This is a genomic window from Micromonospora krabiensis (assembly GCF_900091425.1).
Classification (GTDB): domain Bacteria; phylum Actinomycetota; class Actinomycetes; order Mycobacteriales; family Micromonosporaceae; genus Micromonospora; species Micromonospora krabiensis.
The window spans coordinates 419,012-443,919 of the sequence record NZ_LT598496.1; the positions used below are offsets into that span (position 1 = coordinate 419,012).

Annotated in this window: 29 protein-coding genes; 21 read left to right on the forward strand and 8 right to left on the reverse strand. The window is 73.3% G+C overall.

Going from position 1 to position 24,908, the window contains the following annotated elements; genetic code table 11:
* The first annotated feature begins 60 nt into the window (after positions 1-60).
* The 8 genes from GA0070620_RS01890 (at position 61) to GA0070620_RS01925 (ending at position 6,934) form a co-directional block, all read left to right on the forward strand.
* A complete protein-coding gene (locus tag GA0070620_RS01890) occupies positions 61-612 on the forward strand; it encodes an RNA polymerase sigma factor (RefSeq protein ID WP_172836363.1) in 552 nt (183 codons plus the stop codon).
* Complete coding sequence (locus tag GA0070620_RS01895; protein WP_091587937.1) at positions 609-1,415, forward strand: anti-sigma factor family protein; 807 nt, start codon at positions 609-611, stop codon at positions 1,413-1,415. Before GA0070620_RS01890 ends, GA0070620_RS01895 begins: the two co-directional genes overlap by 4 nt.
* 11 nt (positions 1,416-1,426) lie before the next feature.
* Positions 1,427-2,227: an ATP-binding cassette domain-containing protein gene (locus tag GA0070620_RS01900; protein ID WP_091587938.1), complete on the forward strand. Its 801-nt coding sequence runs from the start codon at positions 1,427-1,429 to the stop codon at positions 2,225-2,227.
* Positions 2,224-3,543 (forward strand): hypothetical protein, encoded by a 1,320-nt coding sequence (locus GA0070620_RS01905; RefSeq protein WP_091587939.1) that lies wholly within the window; start codon positions 2,224-2,226, stop codon positions 3,541-3,543. Before GA0070620_RS01900 ends, GA0070620_RS01905 begins: the two co-directional genes overlap by 4 nt.
* Positions 3,540-4,112: a hypothetical protein gene (locus GA0070620_RS01910; protein WP_091587940.1), complete on the forward strand. Its 573-nt coding sequence runs from the start codon at positions 3,540-3,542 to the stop codon at positions 4,110-4,112. Before GA0070620_RS01905 ends, GA0070620_RS01910 begins: the two co-directional genes overlap by 4 nt.
* A 56-nt stretch (positions 4,113-4,168) precedes the next feature.
* Complete coding sequence (gene pdxR, locus GA0070620_RS01915) at positions 4,169-5,560, forward strand: MocR-like pyridoxine biosynthesis transcription factor PdxR (protein WP_091587941.1); 1,392 nt, start codon at positions 4,169-4,171, stop codon at positions 5,558-5,560.
* Between the two features lie 63 nt (positions 5,561-5,623).
* Complete coding sequence (locus GA0070620_RS01920; protein WP_091587942.1) at positions 5,624-6,115, forward strand: carboxymuconolactone decarboxylase family protein; 492 nt, start codon at positions 5,624-5,626, stop codon at positions 6,113-6,115.
* 81 nt (positions 6,116-6,196) lie between these two features.
* Positions 6,197-6,934: a hypothetical protein gene (locus GA0070620_RS01925; RefSeq protein WP_231922150.1), complete on the forward strand. Its 738-nt coding sequence runs from the start codon at positions 6,197-6,199 to the stop codon at positions 6,932-6,934.
* 102 nt (positions 6,935-7,036) lie between these two features.
* On the opposite strand, the gene GA0070620_RS01930 is transcribed toward GA0070620_RS01925, so the two are convergent.
* Positions 7,037-7,762: a B3/B4 domain-containing protein gene (locus GA0070620_RS01930; RefSeq protein ID WP_091587943.1), complete on the reverse strand. Its 726-nt coding sequence runs from the start codon at positions 7,760-7,762 to the stop codon at positions 7,037-7,039.
* Between the two features lie 9 nt (positions 7,763-7,771).
* Complete coding sequence (locus tag GA0070620_RS01935) at positions 7,772-8,380, reverse strand: LysE family translocator (RefSeq protein WP_091587944.1); 609 nt, start codon at positions 8,378-8,380, stop codon at positions 7,772-7,774.
* A gap of 66 nt (positions 8,381-8,446) precedes the next feature.
* Between GA0070620_RS01935 and pdxR (GA0070620_RS01940) the strand changes: the two genes are divergently transcribed.
* From pdxR (GA0070620_RS01940) to amaP, 7 genes are all read left to right on the forward strand, one after another.
* Positions 8,447-9,964: a MocR-like pyridoxine biosynthesis transcription factor PdxR gene (pdxR, locus tag GA0070620_RS01940; RefSeq protein ID WP_231922152.1), complete on the forward strand. Its 1,518-nt coding sequence runs from the start codon at positions 8,447-8,449 to the stop codon at positions 9,962-9,964.
* Positions 9,965-10,246: 282 nt separating this feature from the next.
* A complete protein-coding gene (locus GA0070620_RS01945; RefSeq protein WP_091597795.1) occupies positions 10,247-10,708 on the forward strand; it encodes an Asp23/Gls24 family envelope stress response protein in 462 nt (153 codons plus the stop codon).
* A gap of 2 nt (positions 10,709-10,710) precedes the next feature.
* Positions 10,711-11,040 (forward strand): hypothetical protein, encoded by a 330-nt coding sequence (locus tag GA0070620_RS01950; protein ID WP_091587946.1) that lies wholly within the window; start codon positions 10,711-10,713, stop codon positions 11,038-11,040.
* Between the two features lie 79 nt (positions 11,041-11,119).
* Positions 11,120-11,299: a hypothetical protein gene (locus GA0070620_RS01955; protein WP_091587947.1), complete on the forward strand. Its 180-nt coding sequence runs from the start codon at positions 11,120-11,122 to the stop codon at positions 11,297-11,299.
* Positions 11,296-11,718, forward strand: coding sequence for an Asp23/Gls24 family envelope stress response protein (locus tag GA0070620_RS01960; protein ID WP_091587948.1), 423 nt, complete (start codon positions 11,296-11,298; stop codon positions 11,716-11,718). Before GA0070620_RS01955 ends, GA0070620_RS01960 begins: the two co-directional genes overlap by 4 nt.
* 12 nt (positions 11,719-11,730) lie before the next feature.
* Entirely contained in the window at positions 11,731-12,261 is a 531-nt protein-coding gene (locus GA0070620_RS01965) for a DUF6286 domain-containing protein (RefSeq protein ID WP_091587949.1), read from the forward strand.
* Between the two features lie 3 nt (positions 12,262-12,264).
* Entirely contained in the window at positions 12,265-12,900 is a 636-nt protein-coding gene (gene amaP, locus GA0070620_RS01970; protein ID WP_091587950.1) for an alkaline shock response membrane anchor protein AmaP, read from the forward strand.
* A 61-nt stretch (positions 12,901-12,961) separates the two neighbouring features.
* On the opposite strand, the gene GA0070620_RS01975 is transcribed toward amaP, so the two are convergent.
* Positions 12,962-13,240: a BON domain-containing protein gene (locus tag GA0070620_RS01975; RefSeq protein ID WP_091587951.1), complete on the reverse strand. Its 279-nt coding sequence runs from the start codon at positions 13,238-13,240 to the stop codon at positions 12,962-12,964.
* A gap of 195 nt (positions 13,241-13,435) precedes the next feature.
* Between GA0070620_RS01975 and GA0070620_RS01980 the strand changes: the two genes are divergently transcribed.
* Positions 13,436-14,521: an AI-2E family transporter gene (locus GA0070620_RS01980; protein ID WP_091587952.1), complete on the forward strand. Its 1,086-nt coding sequence runs from the start codon at positions 13,436-13,438 to the stop codon at positions 14,519-14,521.
* Between the two features lie 49 nt (positions 14,522-14,570).
* Here GA0070620_RS01980 and GA0070620_RS01985 read toward each other — a convergent pair whose 3' ends face one another.
* From GA0070620_RS01985 to GA0070620_RS02000, 4 genes are all read right to left on the reverse strand, one after another.
* Positions 14,571-15,287, reverse strand: coding sequence for a hypothetical protein (locus GA0070620_RS01985; protein WP_197677521.1), 717 nt, complete (start codon positions 15,285-15,287; stop codon positions 14,571-14,573).
* 364 nt (positions 15,288-15,651) lie between these two features.
* On the reverse strand, positions 15,652-16,422 hold the full coding sequence (locus tag GA0070620_RS01990; protein WP_091587954.1) for a class I SAM-dependent methyltransferase: 771 nt from the start codon (positions 16,420-16,422) through the stop codon (positions 15,652-15,654).
* Positions 16,419-17,102 (reverse strand): TIGR04282 family arsenosugar biosynthesis glycosyltransferase, encoded by a 684-nt coding sequence (locus tag GA0070620_RS01995; RefSeq protein WP_091587955.1) that lies wholly within the window; start codon positions 17,100-17,102, stop codon positions 16,419-16,421. Before GA0070620_RS01995 ends, GA0070620_RS01990 begins: the two co-directional genes overlap by 4 nt.
* Positions 17,099-17,803, reverse strand: a complete 705-nt coding sequence (locus GA0070620_RS02000) for a glycosyltransferase family 2 protein (protein ID WP_091597798.1) — start codon at positions 17,801-17,803, stop codon at positions 17,099-17,101. The genes GA0070620_RS01995 and GA0070620_RS02000 overlap by 4 nt, the downstream gene beginning before the upstream one ends.
* A gap of 144 nt (positions 17,804-17,947) precedes the next feature.
* On the opposite strand from GA0070620_RS02000, the gene GA0070620_RS02005 reads away from it, so the two are divergent.
* Complete coding sequence (locus tag GA0070620_RS02005) at positions 17,948-19,348, forward strand: hypothetical protein (RefSeq protein WP_377519653.1); 1,401 nt, start codon at positions 17,948-17,950, stop codon at positions 19,346-19,348.
* A 59-nt stretch (positions 19,349-19,407) separates the two neighbouring features.
* Here the strand turns inward: GA0070620_RS02005 and GA0070620_RS02010 are convergent, their stop codons facing one another.
* On the reverse strand, positions 19,408-20,469 hold the full coding sequence (locus GA0070620_RS02010; RefSeq protein ID WP_091587956.1) for an NAD-dependent epimerase/dehydratase family protein: 1,062 nt from the start codon (positions 20,467-20,469) through the stop codon (positions 19,408-19,410).
* A gap of 213 nt (positions 20,470-20,682) precedes the next feature.
* On the opposite strand from GA0070620_RS02010, the gene GA0070620_RS02015 reads away from it, so the two are divergent.
* From GA0070620_RS02015 to GA0070620_RS02030, 4 genes are all read left to right on the forward strand, one after another.
* Positions 20,683-22,074: a molybdopterin-dependent oxidoreductase gene (locus tag GA0070620_RS02015; RefSeq protein ID WP_377519652.1), complete on the forward strand. Its 1,392-nt coding sequence runs from the start codon at positions 20,683-20,685 to the stop codon at positions 22,072-22,074.
* Positions 22,067-22,561 carry a hypothetical protein gene (locus GA0070620_RS02020; protein WP_091587957.1) on the forward strand — a complete coding sequence of 165 codons (495 nt, stop codon included), beginning with the start codon at positions 22,067-22,069 and terminating at the stop codon, positions 22,559-22,561. The genes GA0070620_RS02015 and GA0070620_RS02020 overlap by 8 nt, the downstream gene beginning before the upstream one ends.
* A 51-nt stretch (positions 22,562-22,612) precedes the next feature.
* Positions 22,613-23,416: an S-methyl-5'-thioadenosine phosphorylase gene (locus GA0070620_RS02025; RefSeq protein ID WP_091587959.1), complete on the forward strand. Its 804-nt coding sequence runs from the start codon at positions 22,613-22,615 to the stop codon at positions 23,414-23,416.
* 94 nt (positions 23,417-23,510) lie between these two features.
* A complete protein-coding gene (locus GA0070620_RS02030) occupies positions 23,511-24,878 on the forward strand; it encodes a pyridoxal phosphate-dependent decarboxylase family protein (RefSeq protein WP_091587961.1) in 1,368 nt (455 codons plus the stop codon).
* Positions 24,879-24,908: the final 30 nt, after the last annotated feature.

A 24,908-nucleotide genomic window follows, 5' to 3' on the forward strand; every position in this document is an offset into this window, starting at 1 on the left:
GGTGACGGCGATCACACCGATGTGAGACCCGATCGTGGGCGAGCGGTCGTCTTACCCGATGTGAGACGAAGCCTGGACGCGGCCGACGAGCAGGAACTCGTACGCCGCGTGGCCCACGGTGACCGGCGGGCCTTCGACGAGCTCTACCGGCGTACGGCGCCGTGGCTGGAAGTGCGGCTGCGACGGAGGTGCGCCGACCCGGACGTGGTCGCCGACGTGCTCCAGGAGACCTACCTGGCGGTCTGGCGGGCGGCCGGCAGCTTCGCCGGCGACCACGTCAAGGGCAGCGCCGTCGGCTGGCTGTGGACGATCGCCGCGCACCGCCTGGTCGACGCGTTCCGGCGCCGGGCCCGGCAGGCCCAGCTACCGCAGATGCACCCGACCGACACGGTCGCGCCGGCCGCCGAGGACGAGGTGCTGGCCGGCCGGGTCGGGCAGGAACTCGAACACGCCCTCGCCGTCCTGCCGCCCGAGGTCCGCGCGGTGCTGCGCGCCACCGTCCTCGACGGCTTCTCCATCCGCGAGACGTCCGTGCTGCTCGGCGTGCCCGAGAACACCGTGAAGTCCCGGTTCCGCCGCGCCCGGACCGCCCTGCGGGAGGCCCTGTCATGACCACCCACCCCACCCTGAGCGAGATCGACCGCTACGCCGACGACGACCCCGCCCTGGACGAGGCGAGCGTCTGGTCGATCGAGGTGCACCTGGAGAGCTGCGCCGACTGCCGCGCCCGCCTGGCCGGCAGCACCACGGCCGCCTCCCGCGCCCTGATCGCCGAGGTCGCGTCCGCCGTCGACCGCGAGATCGCCGCCGGCCCCGCCCCACGAACCAGGGCCCTGTTGCGTACGACCGTGCGCCAGCGCTGGTTCGTGGCGGCCCTGCTGCCCTGGGTCGCCATGACCGCCGCCGTGCTCGGCACCGCGACCCTGCTCGCTCAGGTTCTGCCCGAGCTGCCCTCGATCGTGGTGCTGCTTGCACCCCTGGCCCCACTGCCCGGAGTCGCGGCAGCCTGGAGCAGACGCGCGGACCCGGCCTGGGAGCTGATCGCCGGCACGCCCTCGGCCGGTCTGAGGATGCTGCTGCGGCGCACCGCCCTGGTGCTGGTCCTCGTCATCCCGGTGCTCGCCCTGTTCACCGCCGCCGGTCCGAGCCGGGTGAACCCCGCGCTGACGCTGCTGCCGTGTCTGGCGTTCACCGCCGCCACGCTGCTGCTCGGCTCGCTCATCGGCGTCCACCGCGCCGCGGTCGGTCTGATGGCGGCCTGGGTCGTCGCCGTGGTCGCCCCCAGCATCGCCACCGCCGAGCTGCCCGTGCTGCTCACGCCCGCGGCCACCGGCGCGTGGGCCGTCGTCACGGTCGTGCTGGCCGCCCTGACCCTGCTTCGCGCCGACACGTTCCGGCGCCTCACCTCGTTCTGAGAGGAACCACCATGCGAGCGGTGAGCATGGCCGAGACGGCCACCACCATCCAGCCCTGGGCCATCCACGCCGAGGCGCTGCGGGTACGCGCCGGACGTCACCTCGCCGTGGACGGGCTCGACCTGAGCCTGGCTATCGGCGTACACGGCCTGCTGGGGCCCAACGGCGCCGGCAAGACCACGCTGATCCGCGCCCTGGCGACGGTGGTCAAGCCGTCCGGCGGCCGGCTGACCCTGCTCGGCAGCCCGGTCGACGGTCGCGCCGACCTGCGCCCGGCCCGACGCGCGCTGGGCTACCTGCCGCAGCACTTCGGCTTCTACCCGCGGTTCACCGTGCGCGAGTTCGTGGCGTACATGGCCTGGTTGAAGGAGATGCCGAAGGCCAGCATCCCGGCGGCGGCGCAGCGCGCGATCGACCGGGTGGGGCTCAGCGCCAAGGCGGACGCCCGGCTCAAGACCCTCTCCGGCGGCATGCTGCGCCGGGCCGGCATCGCCCAGGCCATCGTCAACGACCCGCAGGTGCTGCTGCTGGACGAACCGACCGTCGGCCTCGACCCGGAGCAGCGCCTCGACCTGCGCGAGCTGCTGCGTGACCTGGGCGCGGACGCCTGCGTGCTGGTGTCCACCCATCTGGTCGAGGACGTGGTCGCCGCCTGCACCGAGGTGGTGCTGGTCAACGAGGGCCGGCTGGTGTGGCAGGGAACGCCCACCGAACTGGCCGCGCACGGCGACGACGGCCACGCGGGCGACAGCCCCGCCGAACGCGGCTACTCGGCCCTGCTCCGCCGCCACCGCGCGGAGGCCACCCGATGAACATCCTCGTACTCGAACTGCGCCGCTCCGCCGCGGCCGGTGCCGCCCTGCTCGCGCTGGTGGTCGGCGTCGCCGCCCTCTACCTCACTCCGGGACGCTGGTCGGAGGGCTGGATGCCTCTCGTGCTGGCCAGCAAGGAGTACCTGATCCTGCTGTGGCCGCTCGCCCTGGCCGCCGGTGCCTGGCAGGGCCGCCGCGAACACCGGGCAAAGGTCGGTGAGCTGTTCGCCACCACACCCCGGTCGCGCGCCCGGCGAATGCTGCCCGTCCTCGTCGCGATGGGAGCCACTCTCGGGCTCGCCTACCCGCTCGTGGTCCTCGCCGGCGGCGTACGGATCGCCTCGACCGCCGCCTACTTCCCGACGGACGTCGTCGTCATCGTGTTGGTCGGCGCGCTCTCCCTGGTCGCGGCGGCCTGGCTCGGTCTGGGCCTCGGGCGGCTGCTGCCCGCCTTGGTGACCGCTCCCGCGCTCGCCGTGACCGGCGTCCTGCTGGTCTTCTTCACCGCGATCATGCGGCCGGACTGGTTGGGTGCCGTGCTCTCCCCGGTCTACGGCAGCAGCCGGTTCTACAACTTCCAGACCATCCATCCCCGGGTGACGAGCGCGCTCGCGATCTGGATGGGCGCGCTCGCGCTCACCGGCGTGGTGCTGCTGGTGACCCGGGGCAGGCGCGCCCGGGTGGCTGCCGTACTGCCGGTACTGCTCGGCCTCGGCGCCGCGGCCGCGGTCGTGCCCCGCGACGAGGCCGCTCTCGTCGCGCCGGTCGACCCGGTCGCCCGGGAACTCGTCTGCACCGACGACGCGCCCAAGGTCTGCGTCACCCGGGTCAACGCCAACGTGCTGGACACGCTGACCCCACTCGCCCGCGAAGGGCTCGCCGCCCTCGGGAAGCTGCCGGGCGCGCCGACCGAGGTCCACGAGGACCGGCGGACCTACGTCACCGGGGAGACACCGACCCGCGACGACAGCGTCGTCACCATCACCGTGTGGATCGACAACCGCGGCGGCCTGGCCCATCGCGCCGCCGTGGTGCCCGAGATCGTCCTCGGCCTGGGCGTCGACGGCGACGGCGAGTGTCCGCGCAACGGTGTCGTCGAGCGGGCGGCCGGCTACTACCTACTCGACCGCGAACCGGTCTCCGACGTCGGCGTGGTCCCCGGAATGATCTCGGAAGATCCGGAGATCAACGCGGCGGCGGTCGCACTCTGGCGCGGCCTGCGACAGCTGCCCCCGGCGGCGGCGCTGTCCCGCGTGGCGGCGGTACGCGAGGCGATCCTGGCCTGCCGGGACAGCACCGGACTGCTGTCGCAGTGACCGGCTACCTGCGGGCGCGACGCGTACCCCTGGCCCTGGCCGCGTCCGTCGGCGCCGCGGCCCTGATCTGGGTCCTGTGGCTGGTCTTCTCCGATGACCGTGACGCGGTCGCCCTGCTCGTCGTGCTGACTGTCGTGCTGATGGTGGCGGTCCTGTCGACCACCCTGGCCGCGCCGGACGAGGACCTGGAGCGCACCGCGGCGCTGCGGTGGCCCTGGCGTCGCGCTCTGCACCTGCTGGCCGCGCTGGCGCTCGTGCTCGTCGTGCTGCTCGCCACGCTGCCCACCGGCGCCCGCTTCGGCCCGGCCGCCCTGGTGCTCCGCGACACCGCCGGCCTGCTGGGCCTGAGCGCCCTGTGCGCGACGGTCGCGGGCGCGACCCGGGCCTGGTTCCTGCCGTTGGGGTGGACGGTCGTGGCCGCGATGTTTCCGCAGTCGAGCTCGTGGGGCACCCTCCTCACCTGGCAGGGCCAGCCGCACACCAGCCGCCGCGCGGCGGTGGTCGCCGCCGTCCTGGCGGTCACCGGCCTGCTCACGTACGCCCTGCGCGGACCCGCCCGGCGCGAGTGACCCAGAAAGGTCGTGCGCCTGCGAGGTGGCCGATCGGGCCAATCTACGATCCCCTCGTGAGCCTCGGCCTGGACCTGCACCTCGACCTCTCACCGGTGCGGCCCGGGCGGTCGTTGGAGGCGGCGCTGCGTGCCGCCATCGTCGACGGGCAGCTCACCCCGGACACCCGGTTGCCCGCCGCCCGCACGTTCGCCGCCGACCTCGGCATCAGCCGCAACACCGTGGCCGACGTGTACGCCCAGCTCGCCGCCGAGGGCTGGCTGGAGTCGAGGATCGGCGCCGGGACCTGGGTTTCCGGCCGGTCGCCGTCACCCGCCCAGGCGGGCCTGCGCCAGCGGGCGGTCAATCGACGCTCCATCGACCTGCGGGGCGGGATCCCGGGCACGGCCGGATTCGCCCGCCGGGAATGGGCGTCGGCGGCACGTCAGGCCACCCTGGACGCGACCACCACGGACCTCGGCTATCCCGATCCCGCCGGCACCACGAAGCTGCGTGGCGCCCTCACCTCCTACCTCGCCCGCACCCGCGGCGTCGCCGTCGAGCGTGAACGGGTCGTCGTCGGCCACGGATTCGGCGAGCTGCTCGTGCTGGTGTGCCGGGCCCTGCGCCAGCGCGGTGCGACGCGAATCGCCGTCGAGGAGTACGGTCACGACACCCATCGACGGCTGATCGCCTCCGCCGGGCTCACGCCCGTGCCGATGGCGGTCGACCAGGACGGTGCCGACGTCAGGAGTCTGGCAACGTTGGACGTCTCGGCGGTGGTCCTCACGCCCGCCCACCAGTTCCCCGTCGGCGTCCCGCTGGCCGCCGACCGGCGCCGCTGGCTCGTCGGCTGGGCGGAGCGGGTCGACGCCCTCGTCATCGAGGACGACTACGACGGCGAGTTCCGCTACGACCGCAGAGCGATCGGTGCGCTCCAGTCCCTGGCACCGCAACAGGTCGCGTACCTGGGCACCGCCAGCAAGGCGGTCGCGCCGGCCGTCGGCCTGGCCTGGGGGGTGCTGCCCACCTCGCTGCTGCCCGACGTGCTGGAGCAGCGCGCGCTCTCCGGCGGGCAGCCCGCGGCACTGCACCAGCTGGCGCTCGCCCGGTTCGTCGACGGCCACGACTACGACCGCACCGTCCGGCGGTTGCGCGCCACCTACCGGTCGCGTCGCCGGCGGCTGGAGGAGGTCGTCGCGGACCAGCTCCCCGGTTGCGAGGTGACGGGGCTCGCCGCCGGCCTGCAATGTCTGCTCACGCTGCCCGCCGGGGCTTCGGAGGAGGCGGTGGCGCGAGAGGCCGCCGACCGCGGGCTGCTCGTGGAGGGCCTCGGGTCGTTCCGCTTCGACTCGGGGCAGGGACCCCACGGGCCGGCGATGGTGGTCGGGTACGCGGGCCCGACTCCCGGACAGTACGAAACAGCGCTCGTGCTTCTCGTGGAGAGCATCCGGCGGTGCCTGGATTGACCCAACAATGAGACGCCGAATTGCCCCAGGAATCCGGGGCGATCGAACCCTAGCGTTATCGGTATGACAGCGACTGAGTACGTCCCGATCCCCGCCCGCCTCGACTTCGACGCACTCGTCCCCGCCTTCGCCCGCGTCGTCAACCAGCTGGACGAGGCCGCGACCGCCGAACTGGACCGGGTCGGTATCGAGCCGGCGTTGCGCGAGCTGGTGCGCCTACGCGCCTCCCAGCTCAACGGCTGCGCCTACTGCGTCGACATGCACGCCCGCGCCGCCCGCCGGGCCGGCGTCACGCCCCAACGCGTGGACGCGGTGGCCATCTGGGCCGACTCCAACCTGTTCACCGCGGCCGAACGCGCCGCTCTCGACTTCACCGAGCAGGTCACCCTGCTCGCCACGACGAAGGTGCCCGAGTCGGCCGTCACGGCCGCCGTGGCGGCCTACGGGGAGGAGGGTGCCGCTGCCCTGCTCACCCTCGTCATCGCGATCAACACCTGGAACACGATCGGGGTCACCACGCGCTGCTGGCCGACCGCCATCCGCCGTCGCGACTAGAACCTGACTACCGTACTGGCTCGGGGCGTGGGCCACGATGGTGAGACCGACCTGCAGGCAGAGCCGCCAACGGAGTCGCTGATGAAAGACGAGCACAGTCGGATCACGATCCGCGTATCGGTTCCGGACGCGGAACTCAGTGGCACTGGCACTGTGGAGACCCACATCGTCGTGGACGGTCGTCCGATCGTTGCCGAGGCGTTCACGGAAGGCTCGGCCGAGCAACCTGAGTATCTGCTCGGCCCCGATCGCCGGCTGCATGCTGACGTCGAAGCGCACGAGGTGCGCCTGGCCGAGGCGGACTGCACCGAAGGCTGCTGCGGCGCTCTGTACGTCACCATTGAGCGCCGTGGTGACGAGGTGATCTGGCGGGACTGGCGCAACCCGGACGAACCCGGCCTTGATCTGCCGGCTCTCCGATTCGGGGCCGCCCAGTACGACGCCGAGATCATCCGGGCGGAGAACGATCACTCGTGGGAATGGACCGACCGGTCCGTCGCTCGACTGCTTCGGACACGGCTGAGCGAGCAGCCGGACCTGCTCGGCCGATGGGACTGCCACCCCGGGTGGGTGGAGGCGCGCCCAAACGAGCCCGGCCGGGTATTCGTGTCGTACTTCTATCCGCAACGGCCCGGTGCCGCGGATCTCTGGTTGCAGTTCGTCGCGGTGATCGCCCTGCCGACGGGCGATCCCGAGATCGTGGCCGCTCAGGTCGTCCGGCTGCTCACCGACACCAACCCGCGCCGGCAACAGTGGTTGGCCGGCGGCAGCGACGAGGCCGCCCAGGCGTTCGGCTTCGACTGGCCCGTGCCGCGCTGATCAGGCCGCTGGCTGGCCCGCACCGTGGGCCAGCCAGCCAGGTCGTGCCGGCCGGGGCGGTGGCCTACGCCGCACACCGGCACGAGCAGCGAGTGCTGCGGTTCACCGCTGTCGGGTGAGACCGCCGGCGGCGGTAGGCACCTCGCAGCCCGGCGCCTCCCCGTCGAGCACCGTCCTGGTGACCGGCGCGGACCACAGCGCGGTCAGCTCCGCCGACAGCTCGTCGACCAGCCGGGGGACGTCGGCGGCTGCCGTGTCGTGCAGCGCCTCGGCGACGATCAGCACGTTGGAGGTCTGCGGCCGCACCGCCGACCAGCCGCTCTGCCGGTTGGTCCAGCGCCGGGCGTGCGCCCGTCCGGCCGCGTCCACGAACGTGATCTCTCCCGGCTGCGGTCGCTCGACATCACCGGCGAACGTCACGTACTCCTCGTCGCCGATGGCGTGCCGGACCGTCAGGTTCCCGCTGACCCGGTCGAGATCCAGCGCGGCGACGGGGATCGCGTAGGCCGCCGAGACGGCGTTGCACAGGTCGACCAGTGGGTGCAGGCGGGGCAACTCCCCGTCGATCCGCAGGCGACGCAGCAGCGCCTCGGCGGCACACCGGTACTGGGTGGGTTTCAGGCCCAGGGCGGCGTACGCCCGCCGCCAGGCCTGGATCTCGGCGAGTCCGGCCTCCGCGCCGCCGGCCAGCCGGGCCCGGGCGCGGGCGGAGAAGTCCGCCACCTGGGGCTGCGCGTCGACCCGCGGCGTGACGCCGGTGGCCACCACGACTCCGGCGACGAGCCCCGGAAAGGCCGCCCGGACGTCGGTCGAGTGCTGGAACCGCACGGGAGGCTCCTATCGCTCGGACAGCAGGAGGGACACGCCGAGCGCGACGAACGTCCCCGCGATGGTGCGCCGCAGCCATGCGGTGACCCGGGGCCGCGCGAGCACCCGGTCTCGTACCGCACCGGCCGCCACGCCGTAACCGCCGAACACCACGAGCGTGAGCAGCATGAACACCGCACCGGCCGTGAGCATGCCGGCCGTGGCGCCGGCGCTCGTCGGGTCGACGAACTGCGGCAGGAACGCGACGAAGAACAGCGTCGGCTTCGGGTTGAGCAGGTTGACCAGGATCGCCCCGACGATCACCCGTACCGCCGAGCGTGGTGGCGCCTCGGTCGCGCTGAACGCACTCCGGTCCCGAAGGGTCGACCAGGCCAGGAACAGCAGGTAGGCCACGCCCACGTACTGCACGGCGCGGAACGCCGTCGCACTCGCCGCCAGCAGAGCCGCCAGGCCGGTCACCGCCGCGAGCAGGTGCGGCACCGTCCCGAGCGTGCAGCCGACCGCGGCGACCAGGCCGGCCCGGGCGCCCCGGGACAACCCCTCCGACAGCGTGTACGCCACCCCGGCCCCCGGGGTGACGACCACGACGAGTGTGGTGATCCAGAACGCAAGACCCATGGTGACCCTCCTACCGGGACGCCCCGGTGGGCATCACCCCACCCACTCTGCTGGCATCATGGACCGGTGGGCAGGGCCAAAACCATGCATCCCGACAGGGCCACAACTCCCGCGAGCGCCGCGCCGTCCGGGCCCGAGCTGCACGCCGGCTCCGACTTCCTCCACCTGGACATCGCCGACGCCCCGCGCGGTGGGCGGGCCGCCTGGCTGGCCGACCGCCTGCGCGTCGCCATCGCCGACGGGCGGATCGCCCCGGGCACCCGGCTGCCCGCGACCCGGGTTCTCGCCGGCGACCTCGGCGTGTCTCGCGGCGTGGTCACCGAGGCATACCAGCGGCTCGTCGAGGAGGGCCGGATCACCGGACGCGGCCGCGCCGGCACCGTCGTCGTCTCCGCACCGGTACCGGCCGCGCCGCCCGCCGCGCCGAGCACTCCGCCGTCACCGACGACGCTCTTCCCGCCGGCCCCGGGCAGCGACATCTTCGACGCGGTACGCACCGCGCCGGCGCGGATAGACCTCACCCCGGGCGTGCCCGACCTCGCGGCCTTCCCGCGCGCTGACTGGCTGCGCGCCGAACGGACCGTCCTGCGGCAGCTCTCCGCCGCCGACTTCGGCTACGGTGACCCGCGCGGCGCGCCCGCCCTCCGCCGCGCCGTCGCCGCGTGGCTCGCCCGCAGCCGCGGCATCACCGTGGATCCCACCGACGTGCTCATCACCGCCGGGGTCTCCCAGGCCCTCGGCCTGCTCGCCCAGGCGCTCCGGGCGGACGGGATCGACCACGTCGCGGTCGAGGAGCCGGGTTCGCTCGGGGTCCGGCAACACCTCAACAACTGGGGGATGGCCACCCCGCCGGTCACCGTGGACGCGGCCGGTCTGCGCGTCGACGAACTGGTCGCCAGCCGGGCGCCGGCGGTCATGCTCACCCCGGCCCACCAGTTCCCGACCGGGGTGGTCCTCAACGGTGAGCGCCGCCGGCAGGTCGCCGCCTGGGCGCGCGCCGGCGGGGTCGTCATCGAGGACGACTACGACGCCGAACACCGCTACGACCGCGCGCCCGTGCCCGCGCTCCGCGCCCTGCTTCCCGAGCAGGTGTGCTACGCCGGCAGCGTCTCCAAGCTGCTCGCGCCCGCGCTGCGGGTCGGCTGGCTGCTCGTGCCCAGCCGCTACCGGGAGGCGGTGGTGGCGGCCAAGCGCAACGCCGACCTCGGCACCTCCGTGCTGCCGCAACTGGTGCTCGCCGAGCTGATGACCTCCGGCGCGCTGGAGCGGCAGTTGCGGCTTCTCCGCCGCCGGCACGTGCGTCGACGGGACGCGATGGTCGCCGCGCTCACCGCCCACCTGCCCGAGGCGGTGGTGCACGGCGCGGCGGCCGGGCTTCATCTGACGGTGACGCTGCCCGGCGACGTGCCGGACACGGCCGTGGCGGCGGAGGCGCTGGAGCGCGGGGTGAAGGTCCAGCCGTTGACCTGGCACTGCCAGCGGGCCCACCGCCCCGGGCTCGTCCTCGGCTACGCCGCCCGCACCGCCACCGACATCGACGAGGGCGTCGCCACGATCGCCTCCGTCCTGCGCGGGCTGCGGTGACTGCGCACTGATCGGCGCGGCTCGGCGCCGTCGCCGAGCCGGAGCCCCGCAGCGCGTCCTGCTCGGTTCGGCCGCGGACGGCGCTGACGGCGTCCCGGCCGGTGCTTTGCCTCGTCCGCCCCATCCGGCACTCGGGTGATCCCTGGCCGCAGGACGGTCACCCCGTGCGTGCCACCAACGGGGGAACGTCGGTGCCAAGGTCGGCCCCGGGGCGCCCGGGACAGCAGGCTTAACAACTGTCGAACAGTGCCGGAGCGAGCAGCCGAGGGAGTGGGCACGCCGATGAGCCAGGACGTCAGAAGTGAACAGGCCGGACGGGTGGGCGGTGGCCAGTCGACCAATCAGAGCAGGCTGAGCAACGACGACGGCAAGATCATGATCGCCGAGAACGTCGTGCAGAAGGTCGCCGGGGTGGCCTGCCGAGAGGTCGCCGGCGTCCATGCGATGGGTGACGGCGGCACGCGCGCGTTCAGCGCCATTCGCGAGCGGATCCCGGGCAGCAGCGGACCGAACGTGTCCCAGGGGGTAGGTGTGGAGGTCGGCGAGAACGAGGCCGCCGTCGACCTGGACATCATCGTCGAGTACGGCGTGAGCATCGCCGACCTCGGCCGCAACATCCAGCGGAACGTCAAGACGGCGGTCGAACGGATGACCGGGCTCAACGTGGTGGAGGTCAACGTCAGCGTGGACGACGTGCACCTGCCGGAGAGTGACGGCCAGCAGAACCAGTCGCGGGTGTCCTGAGCATGGCGTCGGGACAGCCGGTGGCGGTGGTCGAAGGCGTGGACGTGGACGCCGTCGCCGCCGCGGTCTGCGCCTGCCCGGCCGTGGTGGGCCTGGTCGCCCTGGACGGACGTGGCACCTATCTGCCCGGCCGTCGGGTCGACGGGGTGGTGGTCGACGCGGACGCGGTCGTCGTGCAGGTCCGGGCCCGGTGGGGAGCGCACGTCCCGGAGCTGGCCGCGCAGGTCCGGGCGGCGGTGGCACCGCTGGTCGCCGGACGTCAGATCGACGTCGTCCTCGCTGATGTGGGCGACCCGCCGGACGGCGACGGGCAGCGACCCGACGTGGGCTGATCGCGGTGTGCCCAGGCCCCGTGTCGCCGCCGACCGGCGGACCGCGGGTTTCGGAATCAGGATGGGAAGAGCCGACAGCATGAACAAACTGATAGGCGCCGTCTTCGGCCTGGCGTTGGGCTTCGCCCTGGCGTTCGGCAGCTTCGGCCAGATGGTCATCGTGGCCTTGTTCGGGGCCATCGGCTTCGCCGTGGCGAAGGTCGTCGCCCGTGAGATCGACCTGAGCCCGTACGTCCAGGGCCGCCGGAGCAACCAGTGACCGTCGGTGAAGCGGTCGACGCGTCCGGCCGTCCGGACGAGGAGTACCTGGGGCGCCTGCAGATCCATGACCGGGTGGTGGCGAAGATCGCCGCTCGGGCCGCGCGGGAGGTCGCCGAGGCGGGTAGCGCCGCCCCGCGGGTGCTCGGGCGGACCCTGCCCTGGTCCGGTCGCCTCGGTACACGTGACAGCGACCTGGACGCACCCCCGAAGGCCGCCGTGGAGGTCGAGGGATCGGTGAGCCGCATCGAGCTGTCCATCGGTGTCCGCTGGCCCGCCTCCATCCCCGACGTGGCCGAATGGGTCCGCGACCAGGTCCGCACCAGGGTGTCCCACCTGACCGGCCTGCGCGTGCAGGAGGTCGAGATCACGGTGGACGACCTGATCCTCAACCAGGCGCCCCGCGCCCGGGTGAGGTGAAACGAGGCCACGGTGCGAGTCGTCAATCGTCTGATCGCGTTCCTCCTGAGCCTGGGGCTTGCCCTCGGTCTGCTGCTCGTCGCGAGTGAAGTCGTCGCTTTCCGGGTGGGCGCGGGGCAGGTCGCCCTGGACTGGCAAGGCCTGCATCGCTGGGCCGGCGGGGCGACCTGGGGCAGCGCGTTGGTCCGCACCATCGGCATCGGCCTGACCATCGTCGGGCTCCTGCTGCTGATCGCGCAGCTCGTGCGCCGCGCACCGGGGCGGCTGCGCCTGGAATCCGTCGACGCTCGCATCGACACGGCCCTGACCCGCCGTGGCCTGGCGCGGGCCGTGCGCAACGCCGTCGTGGCCGTCGACGGCGTCCGGGACGCCGACGTCAAGGTCCGCAGGCGTCGGCTGAAGATTCGCGCCGAGATGGTGTCGGCAACGGCTGCGGGGATGGGGCCGGTGCGAGACATCACCGCTGCCGCACAGCACCGCCTCGACACGCTGCGCCTGATCAATCCACCGATCCCGTACGTACGGATCGACACCGAGGAGTAGTCGATGCGCGCCGACCGCCGTAACCGGGTCCTGCTCACGCTCTTCGCCGTGGTCCTGCTCGCCGTCGGTGTCGCCGTCATCCTCGCCGGCACCGACGTGTACGGCGAGGACGTCCACCGCCGGCGTCTGCTCGACAATCCCGCCGCGCGCTTCGTCGGCGACAACGGCGACTGGTTCTGGCCGCTGGCGGCCTTCGTGGCCGTGGTCCTCGCCCTGCTCAGTGTGGCCTGGCTGGCCAGCGTCGTCCGCACCGAACCGCGCCAGCGACACATCACGCTCGCCGGCGACAGCCGGCTGGGCAGAACGGTCGTGGCTTCCGGCGCCCTGCGGGCCGCCGTCGAGGAGGAGGTGGCGGGCTTCCCCGACGTCAACGACGCCGACGTCAGGATCTCGGGCAACGCGCGATGGCCTCGGCTAACCCTGCGGGTCACCGCCGATCCCGACGCCGACATCGCCGTGCTGCGTCAGCGGCTCGAAACCCACGCCGTCGGCCACGTGCGGCAGGCACTGGGACAACCGAACCTGCCCGTCGCCATCGATCTCACCTACGGTGCCCACCGCCGCCCACCCCGGCTCAGCGCGGACCATACGACGGACGTGACCAGTCTGACCACGTCGCAGGCGGACGCGCGCGCCTGAGCAGACCGTTCGACGATTGGCATGGACACACAGCCGCCACCGCCCGCCGCCGCGACCCTGTTCAACGCTGGGAAGCGTGCAGCTGGTTGTTGACGTCGTGCACCCCGGGGGTGTCCCACGCGCATTCGTGGGCGTGTGCGCGCACCTCGACGGAGCTGACGACGCCCTCGAGAATCACGACCCGATTCTGCACCTCGATGCAGATATGTTCGTGGCGCAGCAGCGGATCCCGCAGCATGCGGTCCAGCAGCCGACAGGCCAACCGGGCGTCCTCGCAGGCGGGCTCGCTGCGAAACGCTGACGGCGGCTGGTAGGGCAGGAACCAGGGAACGTACGTCATCGCTGCTCCTTCGATCGCGGCTGGTTCCCCTTGCGCTACCCACGACCGCTGCGAGGCAACACGACGAATCGATGACAATCTGCCCTCATCGACGCGACGGCTCACCGCCGCACCCACGTCGCCCGAACGGGTGATCCGGGCCGGCCGGGAAGCCGTCGCCGGTGAGCCGGACAGGAGGGCGGGTACGGGGCCCGAATGAGCCACGGACCGGGCAGGGCCCGACCGCCCCTGCGCGGACTCCCGCTCGGCCTGCTACGCGCGGCCGTCGTCTGCGGCAGCGCCCTGGTGGTCGCGGTCACGCTGGCGCTCGCCGTGTGGGCGCTGGCTCGGATCGGCCCGGTGACGCTGGCGGTGGCCGCCGCCCTGCTCGCCGCCTCGCTGCTGATGCCCCTCGTCGACCGGCTCGCGCGGCTGCGGCTGCCACGCGCTCTGGCCGCCCTGGCCGGCGTGCTGGTGCTCGTCCTCGTGCTCGCCCTACCGCTGGCGCTGCTCGGCCAGCAATTGGTGGACCAGTTCGACGACCTCGGCCGGCAGCTTGACGAGGGAATCGTCCGGACCCGGTCGTGGCTGGTCGGCGGGCCGTTGCCGATCGATGAAAAAGACCTGGATGCCGTCTGGGCGCAGTTCCGCGCCGCGCTCAGCCGAGGTGGACCGGATCCGGCGGCCAGCGCGTACCTGGCCGTGGAGACCGTCGGCGCGATCGCGCTGGCGCTCGTGCTGCTCTTCCTGATCCTCAAGGACGGGCACCGGATATGGGCATGGGTCGTCGACCGGCTGCCCGAGCGCCACCGCAGCACCGCGCGGCTGATGGGTACAGGTGGCTGGGACGCGCTCAGCGGGTACATGCGCGGCACCCTGCTTGTCGCCGCCGTGGACGCCGCCGGCATCGGTCTGGCGCTGTTCCTGGTCGGTGTGCCGCTCGTGCTGCCGCTGACGTTCCTGACCTTCGTGTCCGCGTTCATTCCGATCATCGGTGCGACCCTCGCCGGCGCCGCGGCGGTGCTGGTGGCGTTGGTCGCCGACGGTCCGACCGCGGCGCTGATCGTCCTCGCCGCCGTGATCGGCGTGCAGCAGGCCGAGGGTAACCTCCTCCAACCCTTGATCATGGGACACACCGTGCGGCTGCATCCCGCCGTCATCCTCGTCGCGGTCAGCGCCGGCGCGGTCCTCGCCGGGGTCGCGGGTGCCCTCGTCTCCGTCCCCCTCGTGGCAGCCAGCTACCGGGCGCTGTCGGCGTTGGCGGCGGCCCGAGCGTCATGCGCCGGCCCGACGGAGCCATGACACCGTAAACCCGCTGGGACTCGAACTGATGCGTCAGACGAGAGGAGCGTCATCCACCAGCCCCCTCGCGGGTGGGGGAGGGCTGCTCACCACGCCGGTCCCTGTTGAGGAAGAAGGCGCCCAGGGCACCGGCCAACGTACCGAAGACCACAATCGAGTACGCGGCCAGCAGCAGCTCGATGACCTGGGAGAACGTGTCGTTCGCCCGCAGCGGCTCGCCGGTGATCGTGGTCATTGCCACATCGTGCAGCGACTGCCCGTAGGTGCGGTAGGAGCCGGTCAGCACCAGCAACTGACCGGTCGACAGGATGATCGCCGTCGTCACCACGGCCAGCCAGGCCAGCCGGTCGGTCAGCAGTCGACCGGCGGAGCGCGATCCGCGCACGGCGGCCGCGACCACTCCGGTGCCTCGAGCGGCCCGCAGAAGGGTGATGGCGCGCGCGAACCGAAGGAACGGGACGGCCAGGAAGACCAACTGCCACCAGTTGCGGCGCCAGAACTGCTTCCACTGCTGGCGGGCCAGCCATGCCCGTAACGTGAACTCGGCGACGAAGACCGCCCACAACACCCAGCTGGCGACCTGTAGCGCGGCAGACAGGGTGGCGTTGCGGGTGAACGCCTGGCCGAGGATCAGCAGCAGGAACAGGACGCCGAGAGCGCCCATCGGCTTGTCGAGGCGCCGGGCAAGACCGTGTAGTGCCGCCTCCGCCTCCCGAGCCGGCCGTTCACCCTGATCAGTGGGCTCGTCCGGTCGTCGTGACGTCACCCTGCTGAAGCGTAGTCATCCGCCGGTACGTGCTCGGTGGAACTGGCCGAACCGGCGATCGGGGTGTGCTGCGGATCAGAGCGGCGGACGGCTTCGTCGTTGCGCCGCGTCTGGATGGGCCACGGTTGACCATGAGCAGCAACCCGATGGCGGCTGCGTCGACGTGCCGGGACTCGGACAATTTGATCACCATCTCGTGCGGTTGCAGGTCGAGGAGCGGTAACGAACGATCCAACTTTCTCCTGCGCTGATGGAGACGACCGCGCGGTCGTATGACAGTCCGGTGACATGCGGTGCAGGGTGCCGGGCCAGGGGCGATGCGACCGTCCGGGCGCGCGGGTCGGCCGGTGTCTGCCCGGGCCGTTCAGCGCTTCGTCGCCGGCCCAGGCCGCGAGACGTTCAGTTCACCGAACCAGCGCCCGCCGCGTTGGAGGATCTCACGTACGGCGAAGCCGGCGTGGGGAGCCACGTGGTGTACGGCTCGGGTGTCGAGTCGCGCCCAGCGGAACAGCGGCCCGAGGGCGAGCCGGCCGGTGCGGTGTGTGGTGGCGATTCGGGCGTGTCCCTGCCACAGTCCGGGCCCCGGCGGTTCGAGTTCGACCAGGACGGTGCCGGCCGGGTCGAGCAGTGCCCGACAGCGGCGCAGCAGCGCGACTGGGTCACCACCGATGCCGATGTTGCCGTCGAGCAGGATCGCGTGCGCCCAGCGGCCCTCGCCGGGCAGGGGCTCGAACACGTCACGGTGGATCGCCACGGCTCCACGGGCCCGCGCGGTGGCGACCGCGTACGCGTTGACGTCGACGCCGATCGCGGTGACGCCGGCGCGGGCGAGCGCCAGGGTGAGCCGGCCGGGCCCGCAGCCGAGGTCGAGGGTCGGACCGGCGCAGCGGGCCACCACCGCAGCCGTCGCCGGCTCCGGGGGCCCGTGCCAGCGGCGGGCGGGCAGCCGACTGCGCGCCCCGTCGTCGTACACGAGCCAGTGCTCGTCGCTGCCCCGGGACCGCAGCGCGGCGGCGAAGCCGCGTCCGCCGTCGACCGGTGGACCGCCGGCCCGGGTGTGCTCGGCGATCAGGCCGGCCTCGGCACCCGGTCCGGCGTCGCCGCCGTTCGTGCGAACGGTGAAGACGGAGGTCATCCGAGCCCCCCGCTGGTCACGAGGGTGCGGCGGACCGCCGCGATCTGCCGCGCGAACCGGCTGCCGGTGACCGTCGTGGCCACCGCCAGCGCGTCGGCCCACTCGTCCACGTCCCGCAGCACCGGCAGCGGCGTCGGCCGCAGTCCCCGGTCCACCAACGCCGCCCAGGTGCGCCGGCCGGTCTCGGGCGTGGACATCGGCACACCGCGCAGCGCGGACGCGTGTCGGGGGTCGCGCAGGCCCAGGGCCCACCAGCCGCCGTCGACCGCCGCGCCGAGGACCGCGCCGACGCCGGCGAGTCGGCGCGAGGCGGCGGCGAGCTGGTGCGCCGTCACCTGTGGTGTGTCCATGCCGATCTGGAGCACCGGCCGGTCCGGGAAGGCCGCCGCCACGTCCGCGTACGCGTTGGCCAGTCGCTCGCCCAGACCGGTCCCGCGCTGCGGCAGCACCGTCCACCCGGTGAGGGCGGCGGTCAACCCGGCGGCGTCCTCGCCATCGGCGAGCTGTCCCGCGCAGGCGAGCACGGGAATCACGCCGGGGGTGGCGCGGACCGCGTCCAGCGTGTCCCGCAGCGCGGCGGCGGCGATCCGGGCCGCCTGCACCGGGGTGGCGGGCGGACAGAGTCGGGTCTTGACCGCGCCGGGCACCGGCGTCTTCGCCACCACCAGCAGGACGGTCACCGGGGCACACCCACCGTTCGCAGCACGGCCGCGAAGTCGCGGGTGGCGCGCAGGGTGCCGCGTACCGAGCCGGAGACCTTCGATCGGGTGCCGGCGGCCCGGGGCGAGTACGTCACGTCGAGCTCGCGGAGCCGCCAGCCGGCGGCGGCCGCTCGAATGAGCAACTCCAGCGGGTAGCCGAACGCCCGGTCGGTGACGCCGAGGGCGAGCAGCGCCTCGCGCCGGCCCACCCGGATCGGGCTCAGGTCGCGCAGCGGTACGCCCTGACGTCGCAGCAGCGCCGCGACCAGGGCCGTGCCGGCTCGCGCGTGCCAGGGCCACACGCCGGCGGCGACGGGGCGGCGGCGGCCGACCGCCAGGTCCGCCGCGCCGGTCGCGACCAGTGCGACCAGGGCGGGCAGCTCGGTCGGGTCGAAGGAGCCGTCGGCGTCCAGCACGCAGACCAGCTCCGTCTCGGCGGCCGCCAACCCGGCGTGCACCGCGGCGCCGTAGCCCCGGACAGGTTCGTGAACCACCCGTGCCCCGTGCCGGGCGGCGACCTCCGGCGACCCGTCCCGTGACCCGTTGTCGACCACGATCGGCCGGTAACCGGGGGGCAACGCGGTCAGCACGAGTGGCAGCGCGGCGGCCTCGTCGAGGCACGGCAGCACCACGTCGACCGGGATCGGCGCGGCATCGTCGTGATCGAACTGCAGCGGCATATCGCCGACGCTAGAACGCGTCCCGCCCGGCCGGGGCCGGAAAGTGATTACCGAAGCCTTACCACCGACACGTTCTTACCGAACGGTGACGACCCGACGATTCGGCTACCGGGAGGCCGGGGGCGGCCGTACCGTCCGATCGTCATGAACCCCGCTTCCACACTGGGCACCGCCCCCGAACGGGCTCCGACCCGGCGGCGGCTCGGCGACCTGGCGGTGCTCGCCGTCGAGGCGGCGCTGCTCGCCGCCGCCGTGCTGGTCGGCGTGCTGCTCAACCGGCGTGGGGTGGGCCTGCACGCCGACGCCGCCCCGCTGTACGCGACCTGGCTGCCGCACGTCGGCTGGGGCACCCCGGCGGCGGTGCTGGTCGCCGCGGTGGTGATCGGCCCCGGGATGCGGTGGGCCAGGACGGCCCGGTGGGGCGCCCTGCTGGCCGCGGCCTGGCTGGCGGCGGTCGCCTGGACGCTGTCGTTGGCCCTGGTGGACGGCGCGTCGGCCGGGTTGACCCAACGCCTGACCCCGCAGGCGGAATACCTGCACGAGGTGCCCGGGGTCGGCGACATCCCCGCCATGCTGGCCGGCTTCAGCGGCCGGATCCTCGACTTCCAGCCGGAGTCCTGGTCCACGCACACCGCCGGTCATCCACCCGGGGCACTGCTGATCTTCGTCTGGCTGGACCGGGTCGGCCTCGCCGGCGGCGCCAGCGCCGCACTGGCCTGCGTCCTGATCGGCGCCACGGTGTCGGTGTCGGTGCCGGTGACGCTGCGGGCCCTCGGTGCCGCCGACGCGGCGCGGGCCGCCACGCCGTTCCTGGTGCTGCTGCCGGGGGCGGTCTGGGTGGGTGCCTCCGCGGACGGGATCTTCGCCGGCGTGGTCGCCGCCGGCCTCGCTCTGCTGGCCGTACGGGGGCCGGTCGCGGCGGCGGTCGGCGGCCTGCTGCTCGGCTTCGCGCTGTACCTGTCGTACGGGTTCGTGCTGGTCGGGCTGCTCGCACTGGCCGTGGTCGCGCTGCGGCCGACGCGCCGGGTGGGCGCGCTGTTCGCCGCGTCGGCCGGGGTCGCCGGGGTGGCGGTCGCCTTCACGGCCGCCGGTTTCCAATGGTGGGTAGGGTACCGGCTGGTGGTCGAGCGCTACTACCAGGGCTGGGCGGCCGAACGCCCGTACGCCTACTGGGTCTGGGCGAACCTCGCGGCCCTGCTGCTCGCCGCCGGCCCGGTGCTCGGGCCGGCGCTACGCCAAGCGGTGGTCACGGCCGCCGCCGCGGCACGCTCCGGACTGGCCCGTGGCCGCGACGTGCGGGATCGTGCCGCCGTGATACGCGCGACCGGCCCGGCCGTGCTGCTACCGCTGGCCGCCGGTCTCGCCGTACTCGGCGCGGACCTGTCCGGCCTCAGCAAGGCCGAGGTCGAACGGATCTGGCTGCCGTTCACGGTCTGGCTACTGGTGGCCGCGGCCCTGCTGCCCCCGCGCGTCCACCGCTGGTGGCTGGTGGGACAGGCCGTCACCGCCCTGGCGGTCAACCATCTGCTCTGGACCGTCTCCTGACCCGAGCCAGCCCGCACGGCCGTGTGCGGCCCGACGGCCCGACGCGGCAGGTCGGGGTGTCAGCCGGCGAGGGTGGCCGGTTCCCGCAGCGGGTCGGTAGCGAAGGCGGCGATCCCGTCGGTGAAGCGGACTCGGGCGGTGTAGCCGAGCAGTTCGGTGGCGCGTCGCGGGTCGGCCACCACGTGCCGGACGTCGGCCGTCCGGGCGCCGCCGACCACCACCGGCGTCGGCCCGTCCATCGCCGTGGCCAGCGTCGTGGCCAACTCGCCGACCGTGTGCGGCTCGCCGGAGCAGATGTTCACCGGCACCAGCGCGTCCGGCGGCGGGGTGGCGAGGGCGAGCAGGTTCGCCCGGGCGACGTCGCTGACGTGGACGAAGTCGCGCCGCTGCCGACCGTCCTCCAATACCCGCGGCCGCGATCCGGTGGCCAGGGCCGAGCGGAAGATCGACGCCACTCCGGCGTAGGGGGTGTCGCGCGGCATCCGGGGACCGTAGACGTTGTGGTAGCGCAGCGCCCAGACGTCGCCGCCGGTCTGCCGGGCCCACGCCCCGGCCAGGTGCTCCTGGGCCAGCTTGCTCGCCGCGTACGTGCTGCGCGGCTCCAATGGAGCGTCCTCGGGCACCAGCAGCGGGGTGAGGGGTCGACGGCAGACCGGGCAGGTGGGGTCGTAGCGGCCGGCGGCGATGTCGACGTCCCGACGCGGCGAGGGGCGGACGACGTCGTGCTGCGCGCAGGCGTATCGCCCCTCGCCGTAGACCACCATCGAACTCGCCAGGACCAGCCGGCCGACCCCGGCCCGGTGCATCGCGGCGAGCAGCACGGCGGTGCCGAAGTCGTTGTGGCTGGCGTAGTCGGGTGCGTCGGACGGGTCGAGGCCGTGCCCCACCATGGCAGCCTGGTGACAGACCACGTCCACTCCGGCGAGGAGTTCGTCCAACACCGCCGCGTCGCGTACGTCGCCACGGATCACCCCGTGTGGGCGGGACCAGTCGGGAAGTTCGCCCCCGTGCGCCTGCGGCAACAGCAGGTCCAGCGCCACCACCTCGTGGCCCTCGGTCACGAGCAGATCGGCGATCTGCGATCCGATGAACCCGGCCGCGCCGGTGAGAAGTACCCGCATTCCGGTCACGGTAGGCCAACCGGGGCGGCCGACAGGGTGGATCAGACCGCTCGTCAGGACTCCGTAACATCCGCGGATCCTGACGCGTTCGGTAATTGTTCGGTAAGGCGCGAACTCACCTGGACGGCAGCGGCATCTCCTAGCCTCGCCTGAGAAACGCCCCGCGTACCGACAGGGACATTCACTCCCCGGAGTGGTTAAGGAGACAGACCCGTGCCAGCCCGCCCGCCCGGCCCCGAAGACCACCACGGGCAACCGGATGACGGACGCCGGCCGAACCCGGGCGGCGTGACCGACGCCGCCTTGCCCGCGCCGCTGTGGCGGGCGCTGGAGCGGCACCCGGCGCCGGGTGCGCGAGCCCTCCAGCGCGGCTGGCGCAGCCCGCTGCGGGGCCCGTGGCTCACCTCGGTCTTCGGCCTGGTGCTGCTCGCCCTGCTCCCCGTGGTGATCATCACCGGGCTGCTCGACTACGCCGCCTACGGACCGCAGTTCGGTCAGGCCTTTCCCCACGACGTGGGCTGGCTGCGGCTGCCGCCGTTCGACTGGCCGACCCGGCCCTCCTGGCTGTTCCGCCTCACCCAGGGCCTGCACGTCGGCCTCGGGATCGTCCTGATCCCGGTGGTGCTCGCCAAGCTCTGGTCGGTGATTCCCAAGCTGTTCGACTGGCCACCGGCCCGCTCGGTGGCCCAGGTGCTGGAACGGCTGTCCCTGCTGCTGCTGGTCGGCGGGATCCTCTTCCAGATCGCCACCGGTGTGCTCAACATCCAGTACTCGTACCTCTTCGGTTTCGACTTCTACACCGCGCACTACTTCGGCGCGTGGATCTTCACCGCCGCGCTCGTCGCGCACGTCGCCCTGAAGCTGCCCCGACTGGTCTCCGCGCTCCGGTCCCGTCCGCCACGCGAGGTGCGGCACACCTCCCGCGCCGCGACCCGACCCGAACCCGCCGACCCCGATGGTCTGGTCAGCGCCCAGCCCGGACCGGCCACCATGAGCCGACGCGCCGCGGTGGCCCTGGTCGGCGGCGGCTCCCTGCTGCTGGCGGCGCTGACGGTCGGGCAGAGCCTCGACGGCCCGCTACGCCGCACCGCCCTCCTGCTGCCCCGCGGGCAGGACCCCGGCGAGGGGCCGAACGGCTTCCCGATCAACCGCAGCGCCGCGGCGGCCGGCATCCAACCCGACGCGACCGGCCCGAGCTGGCAGCTGACGCTGACCGGCGCCGGCCGCACGATCCACGTCGACCGCGCCGCCCTGCTGGCCATGGCCCAGCACACCGCCCGGTTACCGATCGCCTGCGTCGAGGGGTGGTCCACCCTGCAAACCTGGACCGGCGTACGGCTGCGCGACCTGGCCGCGCTCGCCGGCGTGCCCGACCCCGCCTCGGCGCACGTCGAGTCGCTGGAGCGCACGGGCCTGTTCCGCCAGGCGACGCTGCAGGCCAACCAGGTCCTCGACCGCGACTCGCTGCTCGCGTTGCGGGTCAACGGCGTCGACCTGTCGCTCGACCACGGTTTTCCGGCCCGGATCATCGTCCCGGCCCTGCCCGGCGTGCACTGCACGAAGTGGGTCGCCCGCATCGAGTTCCGGGGCGGCGACGATGAGTAGGTGGACCGACCGGCTCCGGGCCACCTACGGGGGCGGACTGCGCCACGTGCTGGTGATGCTGGTCTGCTTCACCGTCGCCGGCTGGGTCGTCGCGCGACTGGCCGGGGAGCCGACGGCCGGCCGGATGCTGCTCTGGTTCGTCGGCGCGGCCGTGGCCCACGACCTGCTCCTGTTTCCGGTCTACGCGACCGTCGACCACGGCCTGCGCCGGGCCACCCGGGCCGGAGGCCGGGAGGCGGGGCCGGCGGCCCGCGTCGCCCTGCTGAATCACCTCCGGGCCGCGGCGCTCGCGGCCGCCCTGCTCTTCCTGGTGTTCCTCCCCGGCATCCTCGGGCTGACCCCGGACACCTACCGGGCCGCCACCGGCCAGGAACGTGTGCCGTACCTCGCCCGCTGGCTGGCGGTCACCGGTGTGCTCTTCCTGGTCAGCGCGGTGTGGTGGGCGATCAGGTGGGCACGGTGGCGCCGACCGTCGCAGCCACAGTGACCCGACCCGGACCCGGCAGCGGGCCCACCCGCGACACAGAAAGGGCTGGCGGTGCATCCCTTCGCCGAACTCGCCATCATCGGGGGCTCCGGGCTCTACGCCCTGTTCGACCAGGCCGTCGAGCACGTCGTCACCACTCCCTACGGGCCGCCCTCCGACCCGATCACCGTGGCCGAGGTCGCCGGCCGCACGGTGGCGTTCCTGCCGCGCCACGGCCGGGACCACCGGCATCCACCGCACCGGATCCCCTACCGGGCCAACCTCTGGGCGCTGCGCTCGATCGGCGTACGCCAGATTCTCGCCCCGTGCGCGGTGGGTAGCCTGCGGCCCGAGTGCGGGCCCGGCACCTTCGTGCTGCCCGACCAGTTGATCGACCGCACCAGTGGCCGCGTCCAGACCTACTACGACGAGGGCGCGGTGCACGTCTCCTTCGCCGACCCGTACTGTCCCGCCGGGCGCGCCGCCGTGCTGGCGGCGGCTCGTCAGCAGGACGTCGACGTCCACGACGGGGGAGTGATGGTCGTCGTCGAGGGACCGCGGTTCTCCACCCGCGCCGAGTCCCGGTGGTACGCGGGCATCGGCGGCACGGTCATCAACATGACCGGGCACCCCGAGGCGATCCTCGCCCGGGAGATGGCGCTCTGCTTCACCACGATCGCTCTCGTCACCGACTTCGACGCCGGCGTCACCAGCGACGAGGCGGTGACCCAGGACGAGGTGTTCCGGGTCTTCGGCGAGAACACCGCCCGGCTACGGGCCCTGCTGCTCGCCGTCGTCGAACGGCTGCCCGACCAGCGGGACTGCCTCTGCCCCCGGGCGCTGGACGGCATCAAGCTGCCGTTCGAGCTGCCCTGACCCTCGCCGAGCAGGAGAAGCGACCCTTGCGGTACCGACGGATGAGCCAGTAGACGAATGCGTGTCGGCTCCGTCGATCAGGGAGGTTGCGGCGATGGAGGACTTCAGGCACCTGTTCCGTCTGGCGGCCGACCATGCGGCGGACTTCCGGCGCTCGCTGTCGGACCGGCCGGTCGGCGTATCCGTCGATCGGGCGGTGCTGGCCGAGGCCTTCACCGGCCCGTTGCCCGCCGCGGGCCGCCCGCCGGAGCAGGTGCTCGCGGATCTGGTCGCCGCGGCTGAGCCGGGGCTGGTGGCCAGCGCCGGCCCGCGGTACTTCGGGTTCGTGGTCGGCGGCGCATCCCCGGCGGCGACCGCGGCCGACATCGTCGCCGCCGGTTGGGACCAGCTCGCGACCAACGCCGTCTCCTCGCCGGCCGCCGTCGCGGCCGAAGCCGCCGCCGGTGGCTGGTTGAAGGAGCTGCTGGGAATTCCGGCATCGGCGTCGGTCGGGTTCGTCACCGGTGCCCAGGCGGCCAACACCGTCGGGCTCGCCGCCGCCCGCCACCAGGTGCTCGCGGAGGCCGGCTGGGACGTGGAACGGCGCGGACTGCTCGGGGCGCCGCCGATCGGGGTGATTGCGGGGGAGGAGCGACACGGGACCGTCGACCGGTCCCTGCGGCTGCTCGGTCTCGGGACCGACCTGGTGCACCCGGTACCCGCCGGACCGAACGGGGCCATCGACCTCGCCTCGTTACGCGAGGCGCTGCGCGCCGGCCCGTCCGGCCCCAGAATCGTGTGCCTGCAGGCCGGGAACGTGAACACCGGCGCCTGCGACCCGCTGCGCGAGGCCTGCGAACTGGTTCGTCGGCACGGCGGATGGGTGCACGTGGACGGTGCCTTCGGGCTGTGGGCGGCGGCGAGTCCCGTCACCCGCCATCTGGTGGACGGGCTGGAACTGGCGGATTCGTGGGCCTGCGACGGCCACAAGTGGCTCAACCTCCCGTACGACTCGGCGTTCGCGTTCTGCGCCCGGCCCGACGTCCACGCGGCGGCGATGTCCTACAGCGCCGCCTACCTGGTCGGCTCCGGCGGCGCACCGGAAGGGGCGGACCTCACCGCCGAGTCCTCGCGGCGGGCCCGTGGCTTCGCCGTCTGGGCCGGGTTGCGGGAACTGGGCAGTGGCGGTGTCGCCGCGCTGGTCGAGCGCTGCTGCGGACTGGCTCGGCGGTTCGCGGCAGGCCTGACCGCGGCCGGGTTCGAGGTGGCGAACGAGGTGGTCCTCAACCAGGTGCTGGTCGGCTTCGGCGACGACGCGCGCACCGACCGGGTGGTGGCCGCGGTCCAGGCGGACGGCACCTGTTGGGCCGGTGGAACGACGTGGCGAGGACGGCGGCTGATGCGGATCTCCGTGTCCAACGCGACCACGACCGAAGCGGACGTGGACCGATCGGTGGCCGCGATCACCCGCCTCGCCGGGTAACGGCTCTCGTCGAGCCGGCAGCGGGGGATA

What these genes read in the sequence shown, in the direction of transcription:
- GA0070620_RS01955 (WP_091587947.1), top strand. Translation starts at nt 11,120, where the DNA reads ATGAACAAACTGATAGGCGCCGTCTTCGGCCTGGCGTTGGGCTTCGCC.
- GA0070620_RS01945 (WP_091597795.1), top strand. Translation starts at nt 10,247, where the DNA reads ATGAGCCAGGACGTCAGAAGTGAACAGGCCGGACGGGTGGGCGGTGGC.
- GA0070620_RS02010 (WP_091587956.1), bottom strand. Translation starts at nt 20,469, where the DNA reads ATGCGGGTACTTCTCACCGGCGCGGCCGGGTTCATCGGATCGCAGATC.
- GA0070620_RS01990 (WP_091587954.1), bottom strand. Translation starts at nt 16,422, where the DNA reads ATGACCTCCGTCTTCACCGTTCGCACGAACGGCGGCGACGCCGGACCG.
- GA0070620_RS01935 (WP_091587944.1), bottom strand. Translation starts at nt 8,380, where the DNA reads ATGGGTCTTGCGTTCTGGATCACCACACTCGTCGTGGTCGTCACCCCG.
- GA0070620_RS01975 (WP_091587951.1), bottom strand. Translation starts at nt 13,240, where the DNA reads ATGACGTACGTTCCCTGGTTCCTGCCCTACCAGCCGCCGTCAGCGTTT.
- GA0070620_RS01905 (WP_091587939.1), top strand. Translation starts at nt 2,224, where the DNA reads ATGAACATCCTCGTACTCGAACTGCGCCGCTCCGCCGCGGCCGGTGCC.
- GA0070620_RS02005 (WP_377519653.1), top strand. Translation starts at nt 17,948, where the DNA reads ATGAACCCCGCTTCCACACTGGGCACCGCCCCCGAACGGGCTCCGACC.
- amaP (WP_091587950.1), top strand. Translation starts at nt 12,265, where the DNA reads ATGCGCGCCGACCGCCGTAACCGGGTCCTGCTCACGCTCTTCGCCGTG.
- GA0070620_RS02020 (WP_091587957.1), top strand. Translation starts at nt 22,067, where the DNA reads ATGAGTAGGTGGACCGACCGGCTCCGGGCCACCTACGGGGGCGGACTG.
- GA0070620_RS01950 (WP_091587946.1), top strand. Translation starts at nt 10,711, where the DNA reads ATGGCGTCGGGACAGCCGGTGGCGGTGGTCGAAGGCGTGGACGTGGAC.
- GA0070620_RS01980 (WP_091587952.1), top strand. Translation starts at nt 13,436, where the DNA reads ATGAGCCACGGACCGGGCAGGGCCCGACCGCCCCTGCGCGGACTCCCG.
- GA0070620_RS01920 (WP_091587942.1), top strand. Translation starts at nt 5,624, where the DNA reads ATGACAGCGACTGAGTACGTCCCGATCCCCGCCCGCCTCGACTTCGAC.
- GA0070620_RS02000 (WP_091597798.1), bottom strand. Translation starts at nt 17,803, where the DNA reads ATGCCGCTGCAGTTCGATCACGACGATGCCGCGCCGATCCCGGTCGAC.
- GA0070620_RS01925 (WP_231922150.1), top strand. Translation starts at nt 6,197, where the DNA reads ATGAAAGACGAGCACAGTCGGATCACGATCCGCGTATCGGTTCCGGAC.
- GA0070620_RS01895 (WP_091587937.1), top strand. Translation starts at nt 609, where the DNA reads ATGACCACCCACCCCACCCTGAGCGAGATCGACCGCTACGCCGACGAC.
- GA0070620_RS02030 (WP_091587961.1), top strand. Translation starts at nt 23,511, where the DNA reads ATGGAGGACTTCAGGCACCTGTTCCGTCTGGCGGCCGACCATGCGGCG.
- GA0070620_RS01900 (WP_091587938.1), top strand. Translation starts at nt 1,427, where the DNA reads ATGCGAGCGGTGAGCATGGCCGAGACGGCCACCACCATCCAGCCCTGG.